26 protein-coding genes and 1 pseudogene are annotated in these 21,888 nt (G+C 35.5%); 6 read left to right on the forward strand and 21 right to left on the reverse strand.

From position 1 onward, the window contains the following. Complete coding sequence (locus tag A6J74_RS08380; protein ID WP_000714709.1) at positions 1-1,026, reverse strand: ABC transporter substrate-binding protein; 1,026 nt, start codon at positions 1,024-1,026, stop codon at positions 1-3. Continuing rightward, positions 1,004-1,996, reverse strand: a complete 993-nt coding sequence (locus tag A6J74_RS08385) for an ABC transporter ATP-binding protein (RefSeq protein ID WP_000351786.1) — start codon at positions 1,994-1,996, stop codon at positions 1,004-1,006. The genes A6J74_RS08380 and A6J74_RS08385 overlap by 23 nt, the downstream gene beginning before the upstream one ends. Positions 1,997-2,159: 163 nt before the next feature. On the opposite strand from A6J74_RS08385, the gene A6J74_RS08390 reads away from it, so the two are divergent. Continuing rightward, positions 2,160-3,053 carry a LysR family transcriptional regulator gene (locus A6J74_RS08390; protein WP_001023488.1) on the forward strand — a complete coding sequence of 298 codons (894 nt, stop codon included), beginning with the start codon at positions 2,160-2,162 and terminating at the stop codon, positions 3,051-3,053. 40 nt (positions 3,054-3,093) lie between these two features. Here the strand turns inward: A6J74_RS08390 and A6J74_RS08395 are convergent, their stop codons facing one another. Both A6J74_RS08395 and A6J74_RS08400 read right to left on the reverse strand, forming a co-directional pair. Further along, on the reverse strand, positions 3,094-3,618 hold the full coding sequence (locus A6J74_RS08395) for a COG3014 family protein (RefSeq protein ID WP_000723950.1): 525 nt from the start codon (positions 3,616-3,618) through the stop codon (positions 3,094-3,096). Positions 3,619-3,730: 112 nt separating this feature from the next. Then, complete coding sequence (locus A6J74_RS08400; RefSeq protein ID WP_000503119.1) at positions 3,731-4,999, reverse strand: MFS transporter; 1,269 nt, start codon at positions 4,997-4,999, stop codon at positions 3,731-3,733. Between the two features lie 117 nt (positions 5,000-5,116). Here A6J74_RS08400 and A6J74_RS08405 point away from each other — a divergent pair, with 117 nt between their 5' ends. The 5 genes from A6J74_RS08405 to A6J74_RS08425 all read left to right on the forward strand — a co-directional run bounded on the left by A6J74_RS08405 (position 5,117) and on the right by A6J74_RS08425 (position 8,066). Beyond that, positions 5,117-6,331 carry a helix-turn-helix domain-containing protein gene (locus A6J74_RS08405; protein WP_000212333.1) on the forward strand — a complete coding sequence of 405 codons (1,215 nt, stop codon included), beginning with the start codon at positions 5,117-5,119 and terminating at the stop codon, positions 6,329-6,331. A 66-nt stretch (positions 6,332-6,397) separates the two neighbouring features. After that, positions 6,398-6,577 (forward strand): H-type small acid-soluble spore protein, encoded by a 180-nt coding sequence (locus tag A6J74_RS08410; protein ID WP_001025738.1) that lies wholly within the window; start codon positions 6,398-6,400, stop codon positions 6,575-6,577. A gap of 186 nt (positions 6,578-6,763) precedes the next feature. After that, complete coding sequence (locus tag A6J74_RS08415; protein WP_000834001.1) at positions 6,764-7,099, forward strand: antibiotic biosynthesis monooxygenase family protein; 336 nt, start codon at positions 6,764-6,766, stop codon at positions 7,097-7,099. A gap of 2 nt (positions 7,100-7,101) precedes the next feature. After that, complete coding sequence (locus tag A6J74_RS08420; protein ID WP_033657381.1) at positions 7,102-7,695, forward strand: dienelactone hydrolase family protein; 594 nt, start codon at positions 7,102-7,104, stop codon at positions 7,693-7,695. Positions 7,696-7,706: 11 nt separating this feature from the next. Then, the gene (locus A6J74_RS08425; RefSeq protein ID WP_001131598.1) at positions 7,707-8,066 is read left to right on the forward strand and encodes a hypothetical protein; all 360 of its coding nucleotides are present in this window, start codon (positions 7,707-7,709) and stop codon (positions 8,064-8,066) included. Positions 8,067-8,090: 24 nt separating this feature from the next. Here the strand turns inward: A6J74_RS08425 and A6J74_RS08430 are convergent, their stop codons facing one another. The 17 genes and pseudogenes from A6J74_RS08430 to A6J74_RS08510 form a co-directional block, all read right to left on the reverse strand. Further along, a complete protein-coding gene (locus A6J74_RS08430) occupies positions 8,091-8,261 on the reverse strand; it encodes a DUF3951 domain-containing protein (RefSeq protein ID WP_000602233.1) in 171 nt (56 codons plus the stop codon). Positions 8,262-8,323: 62 nt separating this feature from the next. Continuing rightward, positions 8,324-8,635, reverse strand: coding sequence for an AzlD domain-containing protein (locus A6J74_RS08435; protein WP_000425939.1), 312 nt, complete (start codon positions 8,633-8,635; stop codon positions 8,324-8,326). After that, entirely contained in the window at positions 8,626-9,354 is a 729-nt protein-coding gene (locus A6J74_RS08440; RefSeq protein ID WP_000247290.1) for an AzlC family ABC transporter permease, read from the reverse strand. Before A6J74_RS08440 ends, A6J74_RS08435 begins: the two co-directional genes overlap by 10 nt. Next, a complete protein-coding gene (locus tag A6J74_RS08445) occupies positions 9,344-10,180 on the reverse strand; it encodes a TrmB family transcriptional regulator (protein ID WP_000343347.1) in 837 nt (278 codons plus the stop codon). Before A6J74_RS08445 ends, A6J74_RS08440 begins: the two co-directional genes overlap by 11 nt. A gap of 184 nt (positions 10,181-10,364) precedes the next feature. Continuing rightward, positions 10,365-11,697 (reverse strand): annotated as a pseudogene (locus A6J74_RS08450) (NtaA/DmoA family FMN-dependent monooxygenase). 165 nt (positions 11,698-11,862) lie between these two features. After that, positions 11,863-12,666 (reverse strand): flagellar basal-body rod protein FlgG, encoded by an 804-nt coding sequence (locus tag A6J74_RS08455; RefSeq protein ID WP_001013924.1) that lies wholly within the window; start codon positions 12,664-12,666, stop codon positions 11,863-11,865. Positions 12,667-12,709: 43 nt separating this feature from the next. Then, the gene (gene flhF / locus A6J74_RS08460) at positions 12,710-14,020 is read right to left on the reverse strand and encodes a flagellar biosynthesis GTPase FlhF (protein ID WP_000446160.1); all 1,311 of its coding nucleotides are present in this window, start codon (positions 14,018-14,020) and stop codon (positions 12,710-12,712) included. A gap of 14 nt (positions 14,021-14,034) precedes the next feature. Beyond that, positions 14,035-16,101 carry a flagellar biosynthesis protein FlhA gene (flhA, locus tag A6J74_RS08465; protein WP_000475625.1) on the reverse strand — a complete coding sequence of 689 codons (2,067 nt, stop codon included), beginning with the start codon at positions 16,099-16,101 and terminating at the stop codon, positions 14,035-14,037. A 23-nt stretch (positions 16,102-16,124) separates the two neighbouring features. Further along, entirely contained in the window at positions 16,125-17,171 is a 1,047-nt protein-coding gene (flhB, locus tag A6J74_RS08470) for a flagellar type III secretion system protein FlhB (RefSeq protein ID WP_001030095.1), read from the reverse strand. 10 nt (positions 17,172-17,181) lie between these two features. Then, entirely contained in the window at positions 17,182-17,943 is a 762-nt protein-coding gene (locus A6J74_RS08475; protein WP_001055699.1) for a flagellar biosynthetic protein FliR, read from the reverse strand. 15 nt (positions 17,944-17,958) lie between these two features. Beyond that, positions 17,959-18,234: a flagellar biosynthetic protein FliQ gene (locus tag A6J74_RS08480; RefSeq protein WP_001098085.1), complete on the reverse strand. Its 276-nt coding sequence runs from the start codon at positions 18,232-18,234 to the stop codon at positions 17,959-17,961. A 33-nt stretch (positions 18,235-18,267) separates the two neighbouring features. After that, complete coding sequence (locus A6J74_RS08485) at positions 18,268-19,026, reverse strand: flagellar type III secretion system pore protein FliP (RefSeq protein ID WP_001220591.1); 759 nt, start codon at positions 19,024-19,026, stop codon at positions 18,268-18,270. Next, positions 19,023-19,343, reverse strand: coding sequence for a hypothetical protein (locus tag A6J74_RS08490; RefSeq protein ID WP_000121169.1), 321 nt, complete (start codon positions 19,341-19,343; stop codon positions 19,023-19,025). Before A6J74_RS08490 ends, A6J74_RS08485 begins: the two co-directional genes overlap by 4 nt. A 12-nt stretch (positions 19,344-19,355) precedes the next feature. Then, positions 19,356-19,715: a flagellar motor switch protein FliN gene (gene fliN, locus A6J74_RS08495; protein ID WP_000680022.1), complete on the reverse strand. Its 360-nt coding sequence runs from the start codon at positions 19,713-19,715 to the stop codon at positions 19,356-19,358. 10 nt (positions 19,716-19,725) lie between these two features. Further along, positions 19,726-20,712 (reverse strand): flagellar motor switch protein FliM, encoded by a 987-nt coding sequence (gene fliM, locus A6J74_RS08500; protein WP_000012359.1) that lies wholly within the window; start codon positions 20,710-20,712, stop codon positions 19,726-19,728. Between the two features lie 14 nt (positions 20,713-20,726). After that, positions 20,727-20,951, reverse strand: coding sequence for a flagellar motor switch protein FliN (locus A6J74_RS08505; protein ID WP_000775712.1), 225 nt, complete (start codon positions 20,949-20,951; stop codon positions 20,727-20,729). Positions 20,952-21,013: 62 nt separating this feature from the next. Next, the gene (locus tag A6J74_RS08510; RefSeq protein WP_000260234.1) at positions 21,014-21,799 is read right to left on the reverse strand and encodes a lytic transglycosylase domain-containing protein; all 786 of its coding nucleotides are present in this window, start codon (positions 21,797-21,799) and stop codon (positions 21,014-21,016) included. Positions 21,800-21,888 lie beyond the last annotated feature (89 nt).

Consider the following 21,888-nt stretch of genomic DNA (forward strand, 5'->3'; position numbering starts at 1 on the left):
TTATTGAAATACTTTCTTAAATTGTTTTCCTATTGCATCTTGTTCTTTCTCAACTGTTTTCCAGTCAATATGTAATACTGGAATCTCTTCTACATTCGGTCTATTTTCAGCTTTTATATCTTTTCTACCTGGCAATAAATACGCTTTAGAAACTTGTTTTTGTACATCATCTGATAATAAATAATCAATAAACTCTTTTGCACCTTCTACATTTTTACTACCCTTCATAATGCCTGCTGCACGTGGACTAATAACTGTTCCGCTTTTTGGATATACGATATCAACCGGTTCACCCTTAGCTTTTGCACTGTACGTCATATAATCAACACCCGCAATTACCATATCTTTCGCACCTGTTACAACTGGGTCTAACGCTTCTTGGTTTGCCCCCGCTACTGTACCTTCATTTTTCTTAAGTTGTTCAAATAATTTCCATCCATCTTGTCCATTCTTTTTCACATATCCTGTTACAAAGTCTAAAGCTGAACCTGAAAGTGCTGGATCTGGAAGATTCACTTTTCCTTTCCATTCTCCTTTCGTTATATCGCTCCAATCTTCAGGTGCTGTTTTCACATTTTTTGTGTTGTACACAATTCCTAATGCGGAAGCACTATATCCGAAATAATGTCCTTTATCATCTGACCATTCAGAACGTAGCTTATCAGCTTGTTTCGCTTCTTTATAAGGTAACGTTTGACCATCTTTCTTTAGTCCTTCCATCGCTGGTAAAGAAGCGAGTACGACAACGTCAACGACTGGATTTTTCTTTTCAGCTTCCATTCTCGCTAAAATCTTACCTGTTGTTCCTTGAAACATTTCCACTTTTATACCGGTTTTCTTTTCAAAGTCCTTTTGAATTTTTTCTGCTAATCCTTTCGGTCCTGCACTATATACAACAATTTTCTTTTCATTAGAATTTTTATTTTTTGCATCTGCACTACCTGTCTTTGAACTACACCCTGTTACTACAGCTGAAAATAGTAAAGTACATACAAATAAAGACTTAAGCGAACTGAATTTCTTCATACGACTCTCCCCCTATATGATGAATACATTTTTTTTGTACATATAACGATACCGGTTTACCGACGCTTAGCTTACTATTGTGATAAGCTGTCCATACACCGAGTGTCCCCATGTTTACTTTCACTTCATAACGTTCTCCTACATATGTAACGTGCTGAATTTCACCTGTATACGTATCGCACACTTCATTTTTTGCCCAGTTCACGTGCTCTGGACGAACCATTTGTTTATTCTCTACAAGCCAATTTGCCTTACCAACAAACTTTGCAACAAATTCATGAGACGGCTTCACATAAATATCTTCTGGCGTTCCTTTTTGTAATACTTCTCCTTGTTTCATGACAATAATTTGATCTGACATTGACATAGCTTCCGTTTGATCATGCGTTACATACAATGCCGTTAAGCCAATAGAATGAACGATATCCATAAGCTCTAAGCGCATTTCTTCACGCAAAATTGCATCGAGTGCACTAAGCGGTTCATCAAACAAAATAAAATGAGGTTTTGTTACAATTGCTCTAGCAAATGCAACACGTTGCTGCTGTCCACCAGAAAGTTCCTGTGGATATCTTTTCTCCATACCTTGTAAACGAACTCGTTTTATCGCATCTTCTACCTTTTCTCGTAAATGATTCGTTTGCTTTGTAGCCCTTAATCCAAATGCAACATTTTCAAACACAGTCATATGCGGCCATAAAGCAAAATCTTGAAATACCATACCGATATTCCGTTCATGAGGAGATGTTTTTATTTTTTTCGCACCAGAATACATACACTTATCTCCAAAATATATTTCACCTTTATCCGGCTCTTCAAGCCCTGCAATCATTCTAAGTAAAGTCGTTTTTCCGCATCCAGAAGGTCCTAAAAGTGTGGTAAATTCCCCTTGTTTCATGACAATTTGCAGTGGTTTTAACGCCTGTGTTTGTCCAAATGTCTTTTCTAATCCGTGAATTTTAATATCCATTGTTTCACCTCTCTCCCCTCATTCTTAACCTGCTTTCATTCTATATGGAGGATTTATACTGAATGTTAATGTACTGTAAAGATTAAATTAAAAAACTTCTAATAAACTATTTATTTCTATAGATTTTTTCTATAGTTAAAATAAAAAAGGCGGGCAATTCATAATGAATATCTTAAAATTAGAAATTGTAGTGCTTATTAAGAAATACAAAAAGCTTACGATTGTTGCAGAAAAACTTGGCGTGAAACAACCTACTATTACATTTCATATAAAAAGCTTAGAGGAGGAACTCGGTGTGTCTTTATTTGAATTACGTTCCGGAAGGTATTTCTTAACAGAGGCTGGCGAGGCATTGCATCATTATGCTTGTAAAATAGATGCACTTATGAAAGAAGCTAGGCGGGTCACACAAGAGTTTAAAGATTTTCATAAAGGTGCTATAACAATCGGTGCTAGTTATGTACCAGCGACTTATCTTTTACCAGAAGTTGTTCACCAATTTCAATGCGAATTTCCTAATATAAAAATAACACTCATGGTAAAACCAGCTCCTGAAATTCGAATCATGCTACAAAATCATGAAATTGATCTCGGAGTAATTTCTGCTGCACCATTTGATGAACCACTTTTAAAACAAACGAATGTAATGCCTGATACACTTGTTCTCGCTTTTTCCAAAGAACATCATTTTGCTAAAAAGACAAATGTATCATTACAAGATATCGAAAAAGAACGTATATTATTGCATCGTAATCCATCTACAACGAGAGATTTACTTACACAATGGACACTAGCACATAACATCACATTCCAATCTGAAATTGAACTAGATTCATTAGAAACGATGAAACAAATTTTAAAATACGGGAATGGCGTCGTTTTTATTTCTAAACTTGCTATTGAACAAGAAATACAGCGAAATGAGCTATGCTATATACCAATTCCAAGATTTGAATTTCAGCGTAACATTTATACGATTCATCATGAGGACAGATGGAATTCTAAAATCATTTCTTTTTTACTACATAGCATCCTTTCTTTCGCAGCCAAAAATTAAAAGGCTGTCGTTATACACGACAGCCTCTTAAACTAAAACTCTATTTATTTTTCTTCGCCTCAATTTTTGCTTGTGCCTCCTCAGCCTTATCTAATGCTTCTGAAACTTTTTTCTCTTTTTCTTTCACTTCATCTATACTATCGACAGCTTTAATAAGTTTATCGATTCCTTCTTCTTCTACTTTTCTCCGCTTTGCCACTCTTTCATTTACTTTCTCTTCCACATCTTTTGCTTTTTGAAGCATATTCTCTGCATTTAATTTTACAGATTTTTCAAGTTCATCATCTTTTTTCTTTTGTAACACTTCATTTGCAATATCTTTCGCTTCTAAATACTTACCGTCTTTTAATGCTGTTGCTCCGTGATCCATTATCTCGGCAATTTCTTTATATGATTTCGCTTCATTTCCTGATTTCTCTTTTTCTGCTTTTTCGAACCACATTGTTGCATCACTATATTTTTCATCTTTCAATGATTGCATACCTGTTTCAATATACGTGTCATAATTGCTACATCCAGCCATTACAACTAACAGAAAAAGCATAACAAAACTTATTTTTTTCATGATGTTTTCTCCTTTTCTTTGTCTGCTCACTTTACTGTAACATACATGAAAAAGAGTTTCAAAAACTAAAATACTAATTTGGTCATTTTTTATCATTAAGTCAAATTTTCTTTTAGGCTGACACATCCACTTGCTTTTTTGCTACATGCTTCTTCACTCCAACTAAAACAACTAACAATAATCCTCCGCCTATTGTCATCATAACAATGCTAGTCGGTAACATATCTAATAATAATCCATATACAATCATACCAAGCGGTGCAATGGCAGTAGCAATTGTTTCAAGCAAACCGAAAACGCGGCCTAAATAACTTGGATCTGTCGTCTTTTGCAAATGTACTTGCATCGGGATATTTACAGCCATCATTGATATACCCGTTAAAATCATAAAAGCAATATAGTACATAAAACTTACTACTTTCGGAATGGTAACTAACAATGGGAAGACTGTACATAAACTTAAACCCGCAAATAAAAACAGCCCAATATAAACAGAGCAAAACGGATTATTCACTTCTTTACGTACTGATAATGCAATCGCACCAATTAGCATCCCGACTGCTAACATTCCCTCTACAACACCGAGTTGCTTCGAGGATAAATGCAGGTTTTGAATAATAATAAATGGTAGTGAAACGAACAGTGCACTTGCAAAAAAGTTTACCCATAGCCCTATTTTCATTAAACCATATATTTCATGCTGTCTTTTTATATATGAAAAACCTTCTTTTATACTCATCAAGAAATGCTCTTTACTTTCAACCATTTCTTTTTTATATAAATCAAATACGATAAATAATTGTACAATTACCGCTAAAAAGAATGTAATACTATTTAACAGAAAGAACGACTTAATTGAAAAGAAACCAAATACAACTCCGCCAATAATTGGTGCTAAAATATTCGATAATGATGCTGCAGTCTGGTTCAAAGCACTCGCTTTTTGAATACGCTCCTCATCTACTAAATTAGGAATAGACGAAGTTAATGCTACAGAATAAAAACTTGCACAAATTGATAATAATGCCGCTGATACATAAATAAACAGTAGTGATGGCCCAAAAGTAGTTGCAAGAATAAACATAATAAGCATCGTTAAACTACTTAATAAATCTGTGCCAATGACAAGCCATTTTCGATTGACGCGGTCAGCTACAGCACCTGCAATTGGGCCACAGATCATTCTTGGTATTGATCCGCAAATAAGAGTAGTTGCAAACCCCATTCCTGAACCAGTTGTCTTTAATACGTATAACCCCATTGCAAACGTATAAATACCCGCCCCTAACAAGGACGTCATTTTTCCAATCATCATTAAAATAATATTTCTCGTTGCAATCTTCATTTTCCAATCATGTTGACCTATACTTACATCCCCCATTATGACACTCTCCCCTTAAAAGTTAAATTGTGTTAAACTTATTATATAATCAACTTTCCAATTTTTACAATAAAAAGTTTAATTGTGTTTAACTTTTAAATTATAAAGGAGCATATAATGGCTACTCTCGGTGCAAAAATTAAAACGTTACGAAAAGAAAAAAAGCTTACTCAAACTGATTTAGCAGGTTCAGAACTGACAAAAAGTATGCTAAGCCAAATTGAAAACGGAAAAGCTACACCTTCCATGAAAACATTACAATATATTGCTGAAAAACTTGGATGCGAAACGAGTTTTTTACTAGAAGATGATGATGTGGAAACGATAGAACTCATTCAACAAATGGAACAACTAATAAAAGCAAATAAGTACGATGAAGTATATGAGATCTTACTACCTATCGTTCAAAAAGAGCTACCTCCCACTTTGAATACCGCTCGTTTATATAAACAATTTGTAACAGCTGCGGCTAAAATGAAAGATTACAATATTGAACATTACGTGGAAAAGGCTACTTCTATTTTTGAAAAATATACGTTATACCGGGAAAGTACGGAAACAAAATTAAAATTATCCTTTACGATATTCACACGTAAAAAGTATGCTGAATGTTTACAACTCATTGCTAGCATCCGAAATGACTATGAAGAGAAACATTTAGAAATGGATCTCATTATACATATCGAGTTATATTTATATGAGGCGATTATTTTTCTTGCATATGGTAATTACGAACAATGTGAAAGTGTCATTTTAGATGCACTTGCATTTTCAAAAAAACATCAAGTGTATTATAAAACAGATGAATTTTACCGTATTTTATCTTACCAAAAAGTCCTAACGGCTGATAAAGAACAATATTTACATTACATAAAAAAATCAGAGCAATTTGCCATTTTTACAGAAGATACTTTATCTGCAGCGGTTATTAATCTTTTAAAAGCTTACTACTACAACACAATTACTCATGAATATACTATTGCATTAGAACATGTAGAACAATTTCGAGAAAAACTAAAAGATGAGCGAATTTTTCAAGATGATGGATCGTATTATCTTGAAAAAGGAAAAGCTTTGTATGGTTTAAAACAATACGAAGAAGCTTTAAAAACATTACAACGTGCTATCATACCAGATTATATAAACCATCCACTTGATCACGCACGGCTTACAACAGCTGGGGCATATCGTGCTCTTTGTTATGTCAAACTTAATGATAAAAAAAGAGCTCTTGAAGAAGTAACAGAAGCATATGAAATCGTACAGTCCTATCCTGATTCCATCTTCACTTCATTTATTAAAGAAACATTACAAATAATACAAAAACTTTAAGAATGTCTCGAAATGGTATATTATTCCTCTTTTTTAGCAAAGATAATAATGATGGGAGGAATATAAATGAATATTCAACGTGCAAAAGAGCTTTCTGTGTCAGCGGAACATGCCAATGTCAGTTTTCAAGGCATGCCTGTTATGATTCAACACGTCGACGAAAGCAACGAAACCGCCCGCATATATGAAGTAAAAAATCCAGGTCGCGAATTAACTGTTCCAGTTAATAGCTTAGAGGAAATATAAGAAACGCCACTTCAATTTTTTGAAGTGGCGTTTTTCTTTCTTTAGATTATTTATTATAAATTTCTTCTATCTTCTATTTTACATGGGATGAAAAAATTAGAATTTTCTACTTCTTTTCTTTTTGTGACCTGCTAAAATACAAACTATGGATGAATTATTCGTACTATACATTAAGGAGGAAAGACAATGAAATCTGATTTAGAAAAAAACAAACCTTATTATGCAGTTATATTCACTTCTAATTTATCAAATGATACAACAGATTATAGTACCGTTGCCGAAACAATGGAGGAACTTGCGAAACAGCAACCTGGATTTTTAGGTGTAGAAAGTGCACGAGATAATTCGGGCCTCGGCATTACAATCTCTTATTGGGAATCACTTGAAGCAATTGAAAATTGGAAAAAGAACGCCTTACATAAAGAAGCGAAAAAAAGAGGCCGTGAGCAATGGTATGAAAACTTCCACTTGCGTGTTTGCCTTGTAGAGAAAGAATACAAGTTTCAAAGAGAAATTTTGTAATGATGAAGAAAAAATTAGCTCTCGTTGTTTCACATGAAATATATGGTGTAAATGATCATATGCATCATGTAATTGACCACTTCACTTCATCTCAAATAGATGTATTCTGCCCGAATCTTCTAAAATTACAACAGGCATTTCATTATAATAATGAAGAAAAAGCATACCAATATTTTATGAACCACATTGGATTTGATGGTGGAAAAAAGCAAATTGAGGAACTCATTCATAGCCTTTCCAATCGTTACGCACATATTGGACTTATCGGCTTTAGCGTTGGAGCTACCATCTCATGGCTATGTAGTAACAATCCAAAACTAGATTTTATTATTGGATGTTACGGCTCTCGTATACGTGATTATGTTCACATGAAGCCTGCATGCGCTACATTACTGATTTTTCCTGAAAAAGAAATTAGTTTTTCAGTATCCTCCTTAACGAAAACATTACAGCAACAAGATAATCCTTTATTAGAAATAAAACAACTACAAGGTGAGCATGGATTTTTAAATCCATACACTGAAAAATATAACGAACACTCTACAAAACAAGTATACAATTTAATAGATTCATTTCTTATGAATGCACTCTTATAAAGGAGGTTCTAATGCCCCTTACATTACTCTTACTTATTTTCATAATCATTGCCTTTATATCAGCGCTAACTCTCATTTTTATAACAGTTAAAAATGAGAAATTTTTAAAACGTCCCTATTCACAATCCATTATCGTTTGTATTTTATTTTTGACAAATTGGGTACTATATGTAACAACTTTTTATTCGTTACTCCCCAAGAAAATGAGTGAGTTCATATTTTTACCCATTTGGTTTTTCCTTTGCATTTTAGGATTTATCGTCTTCTGGCGCGAATGGAGAAATAATCGTGTGTTCTCGATATGTATCGGTTTTCTTTCTTTTATTAGTTTTCTATTCGGAGTGTTGTTGTTAGTTCTTTCAGGAATGTAAAAGAAAAGGAAGAAAAGCACGACATCAACTTTTCTTCCTTCTATCTTTACCTTTAGACTTCACTGTCACTGATTCACAAGGTGTATAATAAATTTGAGGTGTCGCCTTATCAACAAACATCATAAACGTAATAAAGCCGATAATAAAGAAAATAAACAACGTTAACAATATTGCTCCTATCGTTAAAAGTATCATAACACCACCCCTATATATTTCTTATTATTACACCTTTCGCTATTATATAAGCCGAATCCTTTCTAGAAAAAGAAACGTAACAAAATAATCACAATCACTCCAGTTAATACGGTTCCTAATAGACTACGAGTATAGATTGCGACAAGAAATGTTGGAATTGCGGCGATAAGATAATCCCACTGCATCGTCTCATGCATAAATAATACTTGTGCTAAAAGTGCTGCTAATATCGCAATTGGTATGTAATTTAACCATTTTAAACCCCAGTCTGGAATTTGTATTTTACTAAATACGAGAAGAGGCAAAATACGCGGAACGAGTGTGACAGCTCCTGCCGCTAGTAATAGTAATAATACATCTAATCTCATTTCCATTTTTCAATCAGCACTCCAATCGTCGCAGCTAGTAATGTTGCAATAATAACTGCTATACTATCTGGCATAAATAAGTGTGAAACGTATGCGATAATAATCGCTACAATTGCTACACTGAGATGAATTGCTAGTTTCGGTTTACTACTTATTAGCTGAAGTACAAATAATCCGATAAACATCGCTGGTAATGCATAATCCATCCCGTACGTATGAGGATCTGGTATCCACTCACCAAAAAGCCCCCCGATAACTGTAGCAAGAATCCAATTTAAATACGCTGTTACATTAAGGCCCATCATCCATTTCTCGCCTAAATATCCTTTTTGCGCTGCTTGTTGCACTGCAACGCCGAAAGTTTCATCTGTAATTTGCGAACCAATTATTACATTTTTAAAAAGAGGTATCTTCGTGAAGTAAGGCGCAAGTGCCGCACTCATTAATAAGTGACGTAAATTAACAAAGAACACGGTAAAAATAATTGCTGAAGCTGGGGCACCTGCTGCATACATCCCCGCTAATATAAACTGAGCAGAACCTGCGTAAATTAACGTGGACATAAAGGCGATTTCTATGACCGAAAAACCTGCTGTTTTCGCAATAACACCAGCTGCTATACCAATGCTCAAATATCCAAATACAGTTGGTAAACAATCCTTTACACCTTGCTGAAATGAATCATCGCTCTGCAGTGTCATATGTGCTTGAGCTTTATTCACCATTATCTCCCTCCATTTCTTCCATCGTGCGTTTGCCTGTTACGACATGAACTAAATCTATGTTTTCACGCCATAATGTATCTAATTTATCAGCTCCAAACTCCTTCGTAATCTCTTCCACCATAATATCGTGCCGAACATACTCTGTAGCGACGAGTACTAAAGCTGGATCATACGTTGTCACCGCCCATGAAGTGCTATCATTTGAAAAGTTAGCAATTAATACTTCTTCCCCATCACGCGCGATAACAGTTAAATGACCTCCCATTCTCTTTTCAACGACGTGAGGTGTCATATAATTATGATGAAATGTCGCTCCTATTTTTGTTTCTGGAGCACCAAATAAAATGGAAAAAATATGTACGCCTTCCTCTTCCTTTTGATGAATGAACGGCTCAATCTCGTGCACTTGATCTTCCCATACTGAAATCCATAGCTCTTCTTTTGCTCTATTAATTATATTGCATATTTCTTTCAAAACACGATCATTTGAGCGAATATGCGAAATTACATCAATTTGCCGCTCTTGTTCTAAACAATTTAATTTCTGGTCTAAAAATGCAAAGGACTTTTCAAAGTCTTTTCGCATTCGATCCATTAATTCCGTAGCTGGCACTGGTACATATTTCACTGGTTCAGAAGGAACGATATGCACCGCTCCTTTATCCATCAACTTGCCAAGTACTTCATAAATCATCGAACGAGGTACCCCTGTTTGTTTACTCACTTCGTATCCTGTTACTGGGGAATGTTTTAATAATCCAATGTACGCTTTGCATTCATATTGGGAAAAACCTAGCTTTTGTAACTCTTTTATTATTTCATCCATCGGTAACCCCTCACAATCTACATAGCTCTCATTTGAAAACGATGCATTCATTTTATATTAGTAGTTATTACTATACCTACTAATATAAAAAAAGAAGACCTATAAAGTCAATTGATAATTCTGAAATTTTAACAAAAAAAGAAAAAGCCTTCTTATGAAAGGCATTTTCTACATAGTATTCTACTTATTTTAACAGCAAAGTATTTAATGAAGTCCCCTCTAAATGTTCACGCAAAGTTGAACCTGTATATTCTTCCCTAAATATACCCGCCTTCACAAATAACGGAATAACTTCACTAAAGAATAGATCCAATGATTTCTGAGGCCCACCTGGAATTGCAATAAATCCATCTAGTGCTCCTGCTTCAAATCTTTCCATAATTTGCTGGAATACATCTTGTGGTGTACCAATCGCAACCCAATGAGCAGAACAAACAACTTCTGGTCGTTCTAGTATTTGTTCAACAGTTGGTTCATTTTTAATGATGAAATTCCGTAATAATTCGGCATGTGTTTTACTACGTACAGTTTGCTCTCTACTTGGCAACATATCTTCCTTTATCTTACTTTCTAGTAAAATTCCTCTAGCATCTAATCCGAGTACCATTTCAAGTAAAGCCAATCTCTTCTCCATTGTGAGATGTTGATGAGCTTGCCTATGCATCTCTAGCGCTTCTTCATATGTATCACCGATAAAGAAATACAATCCAGGTAATACCCGTACATCATCTTGCTTTCGGCCATGCTTTTCTGCTCTTCTTCTTAAATTTTGACGAAGTTCGATTCCTGATTCTATATCTGGCATCGCGGCGAAAATCGCATCCGCAACAGAAGCAGCGAAATTACGGCCAGCCTCTGAAGCACCCGCTTGAAATAATGGCATTTCTCCTGAAATATGCTGCGGAATATTAAGTGGCCCTTTCACCTCAAAGTATTCACCACTGTGCTCAATAGGCTTTACCATCTCTCTAATGACTTCAGTGTTATCTACTTTCAAAACTTCATAAGGATGGCTTCTCCAAAGTTTCCTTACTAACTCTGTACATTCTGCAGCTTTCGCATATCGTTCCTCAGATGGCGGCATCCCTGTCTCACCAAAGTTTTCTGCACCATCAATGGATGTGACAATATTCCAACCTACTCGGCCATTACTAATCCAATTTAAAGATTGTAATTGCCTCGCAAGTATGTATGGTGGATAAAACGATGTGGAGGCAGTCGTAACCACTCCAATTTTTTCTGTTGCATACGTAATAGCAGTAAATAATAATGTCGGATCTAACATTACATTCCCCTTATTACGAGCGATTAAATCCGGGTGCGCCACTAAATAATCTGCTTTAAAAACAAAATCTAACTTAGCCTCTTCTGCCTGTAGTGCCAACTCTACTTGTTCATCTATCCCTGAATTAAACATACTCTCTTGTTCTTTCTTTCTAGAAATTAAACATACTCTCTTGTTCTTTCTTTCTAGAAATTAAACATAATCCAATACAAAGTTTCTTTTTAGTAGACATAAATACACCTTCCCCTTCGTTTTTAATTCACCTAGTTAAACAATTGATACGACCATCACAACTTCCATTCTTATTAAACAACATAAAGTGATAATGATTATCATTTTATGTTGTAACTGTAATAAAAGCAACCAAAAAAAGACTCCCCTTAACGGGAAGTCTCCTTTATCTCAATATTTCATTCGCTTCTTTTTCATAAATTTTATCAAATGAAGTCATAATACGCTGAGATGCTTGAATCATTTTTTGACTCGACATAAGATCTGCCATCTCTTTCGTCATATCTACATTTGAATTTTCTAGCATATGATTTTTTACTATTCCTGTTCCATTCGGTAAATTAGCAATATTTCCTTCTGCTAGTGTAAAGCTTTTGTTTTCACGCTGCACGAGACGAGCATTTGTTTCTGCATCTACTGTTTTTGTTTGCAACTGTGCAATTACGATTCTCTTAATATCTGGTTTTTGCAAAGTTCCCTCGTTAATTTCTCTATAAATTTCTCCATTATTAGATACGAAGAAATTCACATTTTCAGGAATACGAATACGTTCATTATTTACATCCATAACATATGCACCAGACGATGTTTGCAAATAACGATCACTATTTAATGTGAAGCTTCCATCTCTCGTTAAAAACGTTTCATCATTTTTAGATGTAACGAAAAATGATGATGTGCCTGCCGCACCGTCATCTAAAAAGAAATCTGTAGCACTATTTGTAATTTGTACATTTCCTTGTACTAAGTTCACATGCGTCGCAGCTGGTACTACAGCGTAATCGACCGAACCGATATTTGTCATAGCCCCATCTCCGCGGCGATATGTGTCTTGTACATCAAATACTTTAGAAGTCATATTTTCTGCTTTAAATCCTGTCGTTTGGGCATTTGCAACGTTATTCGAATGAACATTAATACGCTGCATGTAATTCATCATTCCCATAGAACCTATATAAAGACCGTTCATATTCCTTTGAATAAGGCAACCGCCTTATTCTTCACCTCTTTTCTTACGATGTTTGTAACATTTGTTTCGCTAAATGTTCAGCTGTAGCGATATGTATATGTTGCTTTACGTCTTGTCCGTCTGTCATTAATACAATTGGAGCTGATGAAACTGCTGGAATTTTCAACAATTCGCCACTACTTGCTGTTTCATCAAATTTCGTAAACACGATACCATCTATATGAATATCTTTAAAGTTCGTAATAATTTCAATCATATCTTTACTTTTCATAGAAGCTGATAACGTTAAACAAATATAATCTGGTTCTACTTGTCCCATCGTTTCAATCATTTCTTCTACTGTATCTGACGTACGATAATTTTTTCCGGCTGTATCAATTAAAATATAATCGACGCGTGCTTCTTCTTTAAAATACGTAAGTGCTCTTGTCATTGCCGCTTCATCACGCACAGCGATTACTTCTGATCCAATTGTCTTTACGTAATCTTGCAGTTGCTGTACTGTCCCAATGCGAGAGTGATCCGTCGTAATAAAGCCAACCGTTTTTTTCTTACCGTGAAATTGCCATGCCATTTTCGCAAGCGTCGTCGTTTTCCCAACGCCAGTTGGACCGATTAATGCAATTGTTTGTACTTCTTTTTCAAATACATTTTCAGTGTTGAAGTGAGATCTCATATCTTCTAATATATACCCGATTACTTCCTCTTCTGTAATCATCGTTGCATTTTCAAACTTCACTTTTAACTTTTCAGCATATGCATGAATGAAATATTGTTCTACATCGTTTTGTTCTAGCATCCGAATTACTTTTTGAATAATAAACGGTACAGATTCTTGATTTTCTTTCTTTGCAACTACTTCTTTTTTCTTCGCCGGAACGACTTGTTTCACAACTTTTTGCTTTTTCGTTACTTTCGTTTCTTCCGTCTGTTTCACCACGACGATTCCTTTTTCAAACAGCTTTAATAGTTTCTCTTTTTTTCTTGCCCATTCTTCACTATTTCCTGTTTGCATTGCCGCGTATGACATAGAAGTCGTTACGTTTTCTAAATTGTGCAGTACTGATTGAATTCCATTCGCCTTCACAATTTGTTCTGAAGGATCATTCACAACATCCATTAATTGTTCATGAAATTGTGCTGTTCCTTCATTCACTTCTTCCTGTTTATCCTCTGGAAAAGCAACTAACATTTCATAATCCTTTTTCCAAAAAAACGGGATATTTCGTTTTACACTTTCATCGACAACGTAATAATAATCTGTACCATATTGGTCAAATAACTTTCGATACAATTCATTTTTCGAAGCTGCTTTTATTCGCATTAACGCTTCTTTCTTTTCTGTACTTTCCATTACTTCACCCCCTACTATTCAATATAGGCAATTTGATCTACAACAATTTCTGGTGCTAATTCGCTAATACACAGTACTTGTGCTTCCACTTGATAACGTTCTAGCAGTCTTACAATCGCAAATCTGAAATCTTTTCTACGCGTTAATAACACTGGCTCTCTTCCCATTAAACGGGCTTGTTTAAAGACGCGCTGTACTTGCTCAATGACACGTGTTTCTAAATCTAAATCCCAGTTTAATAAGTAACCTTGATAGGAATTGTTCACAACATCCGCATCTAGCTCTATTGAATCAGAGAAAAGCGCCGCATAAATTTTCCCGTCCGGATTTTTCGCATTTTCACAAATAACTTTTGAAATACATTCACGGACGAATGCCGTTACACCATCAACATGATTTTGATACACTTCTTTTCCGTCAATAATACCTTCAATAATCGTTGGTAAATCACGGATTGAAATACCTTCTTTTAGAAGTTGTTTAATAACATTTTGAACGAGTGATAAATCGATTTCTTTCTTCTTAATCTCTTCTAATAAAACGCCATTATCATTTTCAAGCGAGTTAATTAAGTCTTTCACATGTTGACGCTGAATTAACTCATGAAGATTACGTCTAACGACAACATCTAAATGTGTAATTAATATACTAAGTGGCTCTAACACTTGATAGCCCTTCATTTGTGCATCTTGCACCATATGCTCTAAGATCCAATATCCATCTTCACCGAAGATTGGATCTTTCGCTGGTTCTGCATCTAGATCAGCCATTACGTTCGGTGTTTTTAGTGCTAATAAATAACCTGATTTTAAAACACCTTCAGCCGCCTTCGCACCTTTAATACGAATAATGTAACGACCACGTGGTCTAAAACTCGTATTATCTTTAAAGTTAATGCCAGGAACGTTAATACCAAGGTCAGTAATAATCGATTTCCTCATAAGAACAACTTTATCACGAGCTGTTTCCCCATTAATTTTCTGCTTTACAAGTGCCGCTAAATCTAAACCGAGTTCTACAATAATCGGATATTTATCTGTAAAGACTCCAAATGAATCTTCCACTTGTTGTAATTGCTCATCCTCGCCTTGAATCATTTCTAATTCTTTTTGGAGCTCGTCTTCTTTCTCTTTCTTTATTCGCTTTTTATTGCGAATTCCTAAGAAGATAATTGTTCCACCAACGAGAGCAAACGGTAGGAATGGTAGCGGAGTAAAAATACCCATTGCGATAAACAAACCACCGAGCGCATATACAACAACTTCATGCGCTAATAACTCTTTAAAGATTCCTTCTGTTACCGTATCCGGTGAACCATCAAATACACGCGTTACGATAATACCTGTTGAAATCGCAAGCATTAACGAACCGATTTGGTTTACGATTCCGTCACCGACAGTTAACTGTGTATAATGAAGAGCCGCATCTGCAAAGCTCATTCCTTGCTGCATCATTCCGACAATTAAACCGAAGATGATATTTACGAATAAAATGACAATCCCGAAAATAACGTCCCCTTTAATGAACTTCCCGGCACCATCCATCGCCCCGTAAAACTCTGTTTCCATATTTAATTTTTTTCGTTTTGCTTGTGCATCTTTTTCTGAAATAATACGCTGGTTTAAATCCGCATCGATAGACATTTGTTTCCCTGGTAAAGAATCAAGTGTAAAACGAGCTGCTACTTCAGCGGTACGAGATGCACCGTTTGCAACGATAAACTGGAAAATGATTAAAACTATAAAAATAACGATACCAATTAATAAGTTTCCGCCAATTACGAACTGACCGAACTCTTCAATAACATGACCCGCATTTCCGTCTGTTAAAATCGCTCGCGTCGTCGAAACGTTAATCGATACGCGGAAAATCCCGATTAATAACAACATCGTCGGAAATGACTTTAATTCATCCCACTCGTTAATACTTGTAGCTCGCATATAAATAAGTACTGACATACTTAGTAGAAAAACGATAACGATATCAAGTATAAATGGTGGAAGTGGAATTAAGAGCGCCACAACGAATGACGCTGCTAAAAAGATAGAAAAATAGGTTCTTGCAGAATCCATCTTAAACAAAGAGATCCCCTCCAAACGCGCTATTATACTTCAAGTTCATTCGTTTGAATTAAATAGCGCATAACTTCAATTACAGCTACGTATAAATCTTCTGGAATCGTCTCATCTTCCTCGACTTGATAATATAAAGACCGAGCGAGCGGACGGTTTTCCACCATCGGTATTTCTTGTTCACGGGCAAGCGTCCGTATATATAATGCGAGCTCATCTTCCCCTTTTGCAACGACAATTGGCGCCGCATCAACTTGTTTATTGTAACGAAGTACGACTGAAATATGCGTCGGGTTATTTACAATAAACGTTGCACCATCCATCTTTTTCGCAATAGTCCCTTGCAAGATGGCATGCATAAAGTTTTTTCGTTTCCCCTTTACTTGTGGGTCCCCTTCATTATCTTTATGCTCTTGTTTTACTTCTTCTTTTTTCATCTTAATATCTTGCTCGTACTCCCACTTTTGATAAATGAAATCAATAATAGAAAGAACGATTAAAATAATTAAAATAGCTAAAAAGATAAATTTAATTTGCCTAATAATTTCAGTAAGTGACGCAGTCCAGTTAAATCCAATCATACTCACGATCTTCTCTAAATTCTTTTTAAAAAGAACGTACGCAACGTAACCGATTAATCCCATATAAAACAGTGATTTCAAAATATCTACTAAACTTTTACGACTAAACAGTCTCGTAAAATAGTTTTTCGGATTAATACGTGATGCTTTCGGCTTTATGACTTTAGAAGAAAATAAGAAACCGACTTGAATCATATAATTGAATAAATGAAAAGCATATACGAGTATTAATATAGGAGCTGATACTTTTAGTAGCAAAATCCCCATTAAATAAAAATACTCGGTCGAATCTGTACTTTTTCCGATTTGATCAAACAGCACCGCTACAGAATTGGCAATCTCAAACCCTAGCCAATCTCCGAAAAAATAAACGACAACTGCTAATACGAGAATAGAAAATAAATTATTTAAATCTTTACTCCGGGCGATATTCCCTTCTTCACGCGATTTTTTACGCTTCTGCGGGGTGGCCTTTTCTGTTTTATTATCCTTTGCCATACGCGTCCCCCTACTTCGTTAAGAAAAAGTTAAATAGTGTCGTATACTCTTCCAGTAATACATCTGTCATATTTTTAAACACATAACCGAGCATTGGTACGCTCATTGCAATAAATAAAATACCACATGTAATTTTAATGACGAATGCATTCATAAAAATATTTAATTGCGGTGCATTTTTTGCGATTAAAATTAGGACGAAATTAATAATGAATAAGCTTCCCATAAGCGGTAAAGCAATTTCGACCGCTGATGTAATCGCAAATAATAACGTTGCGAGTAGACTATCTAAAAAACTAGTCGTCAACAATTTTGAAATCGCCTCTGTATATTGAAACGATTTTAAAATCGTGGCAACGAAATAGTTAATGCCGCCAAGTGAAATAAAAATAATGAGAAAAAATATATCGAAAATTGTTGATAGTAAAGTAGACTGCGACCCTGCGTTTACATCAAACAAACTTGCCTGTGATAAACCGATATCAAAGTCTAAAATATGTCCGGCCATTTTCGGAATGTTCCACAGCATTTCTACAATTTTTGCAAGGGATAATCCAATTACAATTTGCGTTGCTGCATAAGCTGCGACGTCCCAAACTGTCTTTATGTGAGAGACATCAACTTGATCGGCCACTGTAATCGAAAGACCAAGTCCAAATGTAACCTTTGCCATTGCAGGAATCGACCGTCCTGAAAAGAAAGGTAAAAAATATAAAAATGAAGTAATACGGCAAAACGCAAAAAACGTCGCCGCCCATAATTCCATATTCATTTCAGTTCACCTATCTTAGTACGAACGCAATAGCGATGGAATTTTATCAAATAAATCTAAAATAAGCGTCGTTAACTCTTGAAACATCCACGGACCTAAAATGATAATAACGAGTACAATACTCGCCATTTTCGGTAAAAACGTCAACGTTTGCTCTTGAATTTGCATCATCGCCATAATGACAGCGATGATAATAACGACAATCATACTTACACCGGCAACCGGCATTAAAATCATAACCCCTTTATAAAAAAAGGTTTGAAAAATATCTATAATTGGTGACGTATTCATTTATATGACTCCTATCACATAGCATCAAACGCTTCAGGCGACCGTTTTAAACATTATATCGACGATTTTTGTATATCCACCTAAATATACGAAAACGAGTATTTTAAACGGTAAACTTAAAATCATCGGCGGTACCATCATCATCCCGAGGTACATTAAAAGTGTACTAATAATCAAATCTATAAATACAAACGCTAAATAGATGAACATCCCCGTTAATAATCCTTTTTGAATTTGCGTTAACGTAAAGGATGGTACGAGCGTAAATAATGAAAGATCCTTCAAATCTTTCGGCAACTCTTCACCGCGTACTTTCAGCATCATTTTTAAATCATGCTTATATGTATGCTTCGCCATGTAATCTTTCATAATCGGAGCTGTCGTCTCCGCAGCTTGACTTACTGTTATTTGTTCTTTCGTCATCGGATCCCACACATCACTCTTTAACTGACCTAACACCGGTTGCATCGTAAATAGTGATAAAAACAAAGCAAGTCCAACAAGCACTTGGTTTGGTGGTAAGTTCATTACCCCAAGTCCTTGACGAGTTATTCCAAGAACGATCATAAAATAAGTAAAATGCGTAAATAAAAGAACGATAGAAGAAGATAATGATAGAAGGGTAACGAGTGCAAATAACTGTACACTTGAATTACTCGTAAACTCTTTTCCATTTTCGAAATTAATAAAACCGTTCGGGGCTGCATACGCTGGATTTACAAAAATAATTGAAAAAACGATAGAAAATACGAAAATAACGGCTAATACTGATAACTGTTTCTTTATTCTCATGATGGATCCTCTACTTTTTTCGTTTCACTCTTCACCGCGTCTTCTAGCGCTTGTTGAAACTGATTTCCTGTTCCTGTTAATTGCACAGACTGCACACCGTTATTACTAATAACAGTGAATACTTGCTTGCCATCCACTTCAAATAAAAAAGCACTCGTTTGATGATTTAAATATACACCGTCTTTTACTTGAATATGGCCATTTTCACCTTGCTTAAAAAACTGCTGTTTGCGCGTCTTTTTCGTCATATAAAATGCACCGTAACCGAGTGCCCCAAACAGTAAAACGACTTGAAATAAGGTCGTCATATACGACATATGACTCCTCCTCTACTCTTTATCTTGCATTTGACTTTGCGCCTTCATAAGCGCAGCTTGCTTCTTATCAGCTTCAATTTCAGAAATAATAATGCCGAACTTCTCGTCCATTACGATTGCTTCACCGATGCCGACCTTCATATTACTTAAATACACATCTACTTTATGTCCTAAGTTTTTCTCTACTTCAAGAACATCGCCAACTTTTAACTGCTTCACATCACCGAGCGTAATAGATGACTTCCCAAGCTTTACGCCAAGTTCAATCGAAATATCTGAAACAGTATCAATATGTGCTTTACTCGCTTCATTGCGTTTCCCTGCAAATTCTTCTAATCCCATTAAGGACACAGGAGATACTTCATGCTTCATATGGATCCTCCTACTCTACAAAACTTTTAAATAGGAGCGCTTTACGCGTTCCATCTTTCCCAATAAAACAATTAAATTTATGCTTTCCATCTACATAACCGAGTAATTCATCCGAAACTTTCGTATGAAGTGGAATAATATCGCCTTCTTCAATTTGTTCAATGTCACTCATTGTCATTTTCTGCTCACCAATTGCAACGTGAACAGGTTTGTACACTTGATTTACTTTCACTTCCACTTCAGACGTATACTTTTTACGTTTATCTGAAGAATGTTCGACAATATTTTCAGACGTTAACTTATCCATAATTTCTTCAACAGATAAGAACGGAATCCCGATACGCACCGTCGTATTCCAAAAATCTGTTTTCATATTTACGTTCAGTAATGAAATTATATCGCTCGCTGTCGTAATCTTTAATGCATTCGGATCTGTTTCCGTCGTTACAAACTTCGGTTCAATCGCAACAACACTTTCAAATGATTGCTCTAAATTTTTACAAAGAAGCAAGAATATATTATCAAGCGTTAAAAACTCAAACGCCGTTAGTGGTCTGCGCATCGTAAAGTTACGCTTACTATCTCCGCCAAGCCAGCATTCATGAATATAAATAACAAATGCTAAATCAATCTCAATAACAATTTCTCCAAGCTCTGGTAAACCGAGATCAATTACGCAATATAAATAATAATCTTTCGGCATTTTCTCCACATACTCACTCGTAAATGGAACTTGCTCAACTGTTGAAGGCTCTAGCTCAATCGGAATACGCATACGCGCTGACAACGTCTGTGACGTCTGTTTTCCAAACGTAGAAGCAATTGCTTGCAAACTACGTAAATGCTCAACACCAAACTTCTCTGGTCTATTAAAATCATACTCTTGAAATTTCTCTTGCTTCCCTGCTTCTTGTGCAAAAGCTGGCATTTCCTCGCCTTCATTTACCGCCTTCAGCAGGGCATCAATTTGCTCTTGGCTTAATTTTTCGCCACTCATGACAATCCCCTTCCCTACCTTTTCAATTCAACGATTTCAACGTACATCTTCCCGTTTTTCGTCAAAATCTTTCCGGTTCCAATCTCTTCATTCTCAAGCATAAGACGCACCGTATTTTTCGTTGAATTTTCAAGACGATACAATGTACCTTTCGTAATATGAAGCAGATCTTCAATTTTCTTTTTCGTATTTCCGATTTCAAAATAAATTGTTAACGGAATATCATCTTGTAATTTCAAATCTAGCCAACTCCCATATCATGTTCACGAAAATTTCATGTTCTCTCTATATATGAAACTTCTTATTTTGAAACGTCGATATTTAATATTTTTTTAATATATCCTTGCGTTTCTTTAAATGGTGGTACGCCTCCGTACTTTCTCACATTACCAGGACCAGCATTATAAGAAGCAAGCGCCAATACTAAGTCACCGTTATTTTTCTTTAAATAACCGCTTAACTCTTTCACGCCGCCCTCAATACTTTCAGCTGGTGAAAATGGATTCTTCACACCCATCTCCTTCACATTCGCTGGCATAAGTTGCATAAGTCCCATCGCCCCTGCATGTGACACCGTTTTCGGATTAAAATCAGACTCTACTTCAATCATTTTTTGAATTAACGTTTTCGGAATTCCATATGTACGGCTAACGCGATCAATAATATCCTCATACTTCCCTTCATTGGAAGAACGTATTTTTTGAATATTATACTTCTTCGTTAATTCCCACGTGTCAACAGCCTCATTTTTCGTTTCTGGGAAACGTCGTTCAAACTCTTTTTGCGCAACTTGCACTTCATCTGCTTTCCTCGTTTCAGCCTTTTCTTCAGGCTTACTCGCTTCCTCTACTTTATGAATAGATTGTTCCGGTTTAGTAACAATCGTTTCTATTTTCGTAGATTGTACCGGCTGACTCATATCTTCTATGTTTGCCGGCTGCGTAGTACCCTTCGTCTCCTTTGCAGGTTCACTCTGCAACTTCTCTTGAAAACGACTACTAACGAATGCTTGCGGACTACTTAGCTTTTGCTGAATTTGTCCTTTCTTATATGCAAGCACTTCTTTTACTATATTTCCAACTACCATAATATCACCTTTTCGGTAAACAAAGATAATCTAATATTAGAGTTTTTTTTTAAAGTTTGCAATAATCCTTTTAATAATTATGTAATAAA

This window comes from Bacillus sp. FDAARGOS_235 (assembly GCF_002073415.2).
In the GTDB taxonomy this organism is placed as follows: Bacteria; Bacillota; Bacilli; order Bacillales; family Bacillaceae_G; genus Bacillus_A; species Bacillus_A toyonensis.

Coding starts and splice junctions, on each gene's coding strand:
- A6J74_RS08440 (WP_000247290.1), bottom strand. CDS start 9,354: ATGGTGAATAAAGCTCAAGCACATATGACACTGCAGAGCGATGATTCA.
- A6J74_RS08435 (WP_000425939.1), bottom strand. CDS start 8,635: ATGGAAATGAGATTAGATGTATTATTACTATTACTAGCGGCAGGAGCT.
- A6J74_RS08445 (WP_000343347.1), bottom strand. CDS start 10,180: ATGGATGAAATAATAAAAGAGTTACAAAAGCTAGGTTTTTCCCAATAT.
- A6J74_RS08410 (WP_001025738.1), top strand. CDS start 6,398: ATGAATATTCAACGTGCAAAAGAGCTTTCTGTGTCAGCGGAACATGCC.
- fliN (WP_000680022.1), bottom strand. CDS start 19,715: ATGAAGCATGAAGTATCTCCTGTGTCCTTAATGGGATTAGAAGAATTT.
- A6J74_RS08405 (WP_000212333.1), top strand. CDS start 5,117: ATGGCTACTCTCGGTGCAAAAATTAAAACGTTACGAAAAGAAAAAAAG.
- A6J74_RS08400 (WP_000503119.1), bottom strand. CDS start 4,999: ATGGGGGATGTAAGTATAGGTCAACATGATTGGAAAATGAAGATTGCA.
- A6J74_RS08420 (WP_033657381.1), top strand. CDS start 7,102: ATGAAGAAAAAATTAGCTCTCGTTGTTTCACATGAAATATATGGTGTA.
- A6J74_RS08510 (WP_000260234.1), bottom strand. CDS start 21,799: ATGGTAGTTGGAAATATAGTAAAAGAAGTGCTTGCATATAAGAAAGGA.
- A6J74_RS08430 (WP_000602233.1), bottom strand. CDS start 8,261: ATGATACTTTTAACGATAGGAGCAATATTGTTAACGTTGTTTATTTTC.
- A6J74_RS08485 (WP_001220591.1), bottom strand. CDS start 19,026: ATGAGAATAAAGAAACAGTTATCAGTATTAGCCGTTATTTTCGTATTT.
- A6J74_RS08415 (WP_000834001.1), top strand. CDS start 6,764: ATGAAATCTGATTTAGAAAAAAACAAACCTTATTATGCAGTTATATTC.
- A6J74_RS08480 (WP_001098085.1), bottom strand. CDS start 18,234: ATGAATACGTCACCAATTATAGATATTTTTCAAACCTTTTTTTATAAA.
- A6J74_RS08390 (WP_001023488.1), top strand. CDS start 2,160: ATGAATATCTTAAAATTAGAAATTGTAGTGCTTATTAAGAAATACAAA.
- A6J74_RS08425 (WP_001131598.1), top strand. CDS start 7,707: ATGCCCCTTACATTACTCTTACTTATTTTCATAATCATTGCCTTTATA.
- A6J74_RS08380 (WP_000714709.1), bottom strand. CDS start 1,026: ATGAAGAAATTCAGTTCGCTTAAGTCTTTATTTGTATGTACTTTACTA.
- A6J74_RS08385 (WP_000351786.1), bottom strand. CDS start 1,996: ATGGATATTAAAATTCACGGATTAGAAAAGACATTTGGACAAACACAG.
- A6J74_RS08395 (WP_000723950.1), bottom strand. CDS start 3,618: ATGAAAAAAATAAGTTTTGTTATGCTTTTTCTGTTAGTTGTAATGGCT.
- flhF (WP_000446160.1), bottom strand. CDS start 14,020: ATGGAAAGTACAGAAAAGAAAGAAGCGTTAATGCGAATAAAAGCAGCT.
- flhB (WP_001030095.1), bottom strand. CDS start 17,171: ATGGCAAAGGATAATAAAACAGAAAAGGCCACCCCGCAGAAGCGTAAA.
- fliM (WP_000012359.1), bottom strand. CDS start 20,712: ATGAGTGGCGAAAAATTAAGCCAAGAGCAAATTGATGCCCTGCTGAAG.
- A6J74_RS08475 (WP_001055699.1), bottom strand. CDS start 17,943: ATGAATATGGAATTATGGGCGGCGACGTTTTTTGCGTTTTGCCGTATT.
- A6J74_RS08490 (WP_000121169.1), bottom strand. CDS start 19,343: ATGTCGTATATGACGACCTTATTTCAAGTCGTTTTACTGTTTGGGGCA.
- A6J74_RS08455 (WP_001013924.1), bottom strand. CDS start 12,666: ATGAACGGTCTTTATATAGGTTCTATGGGAATGATGAATTACATGCAG.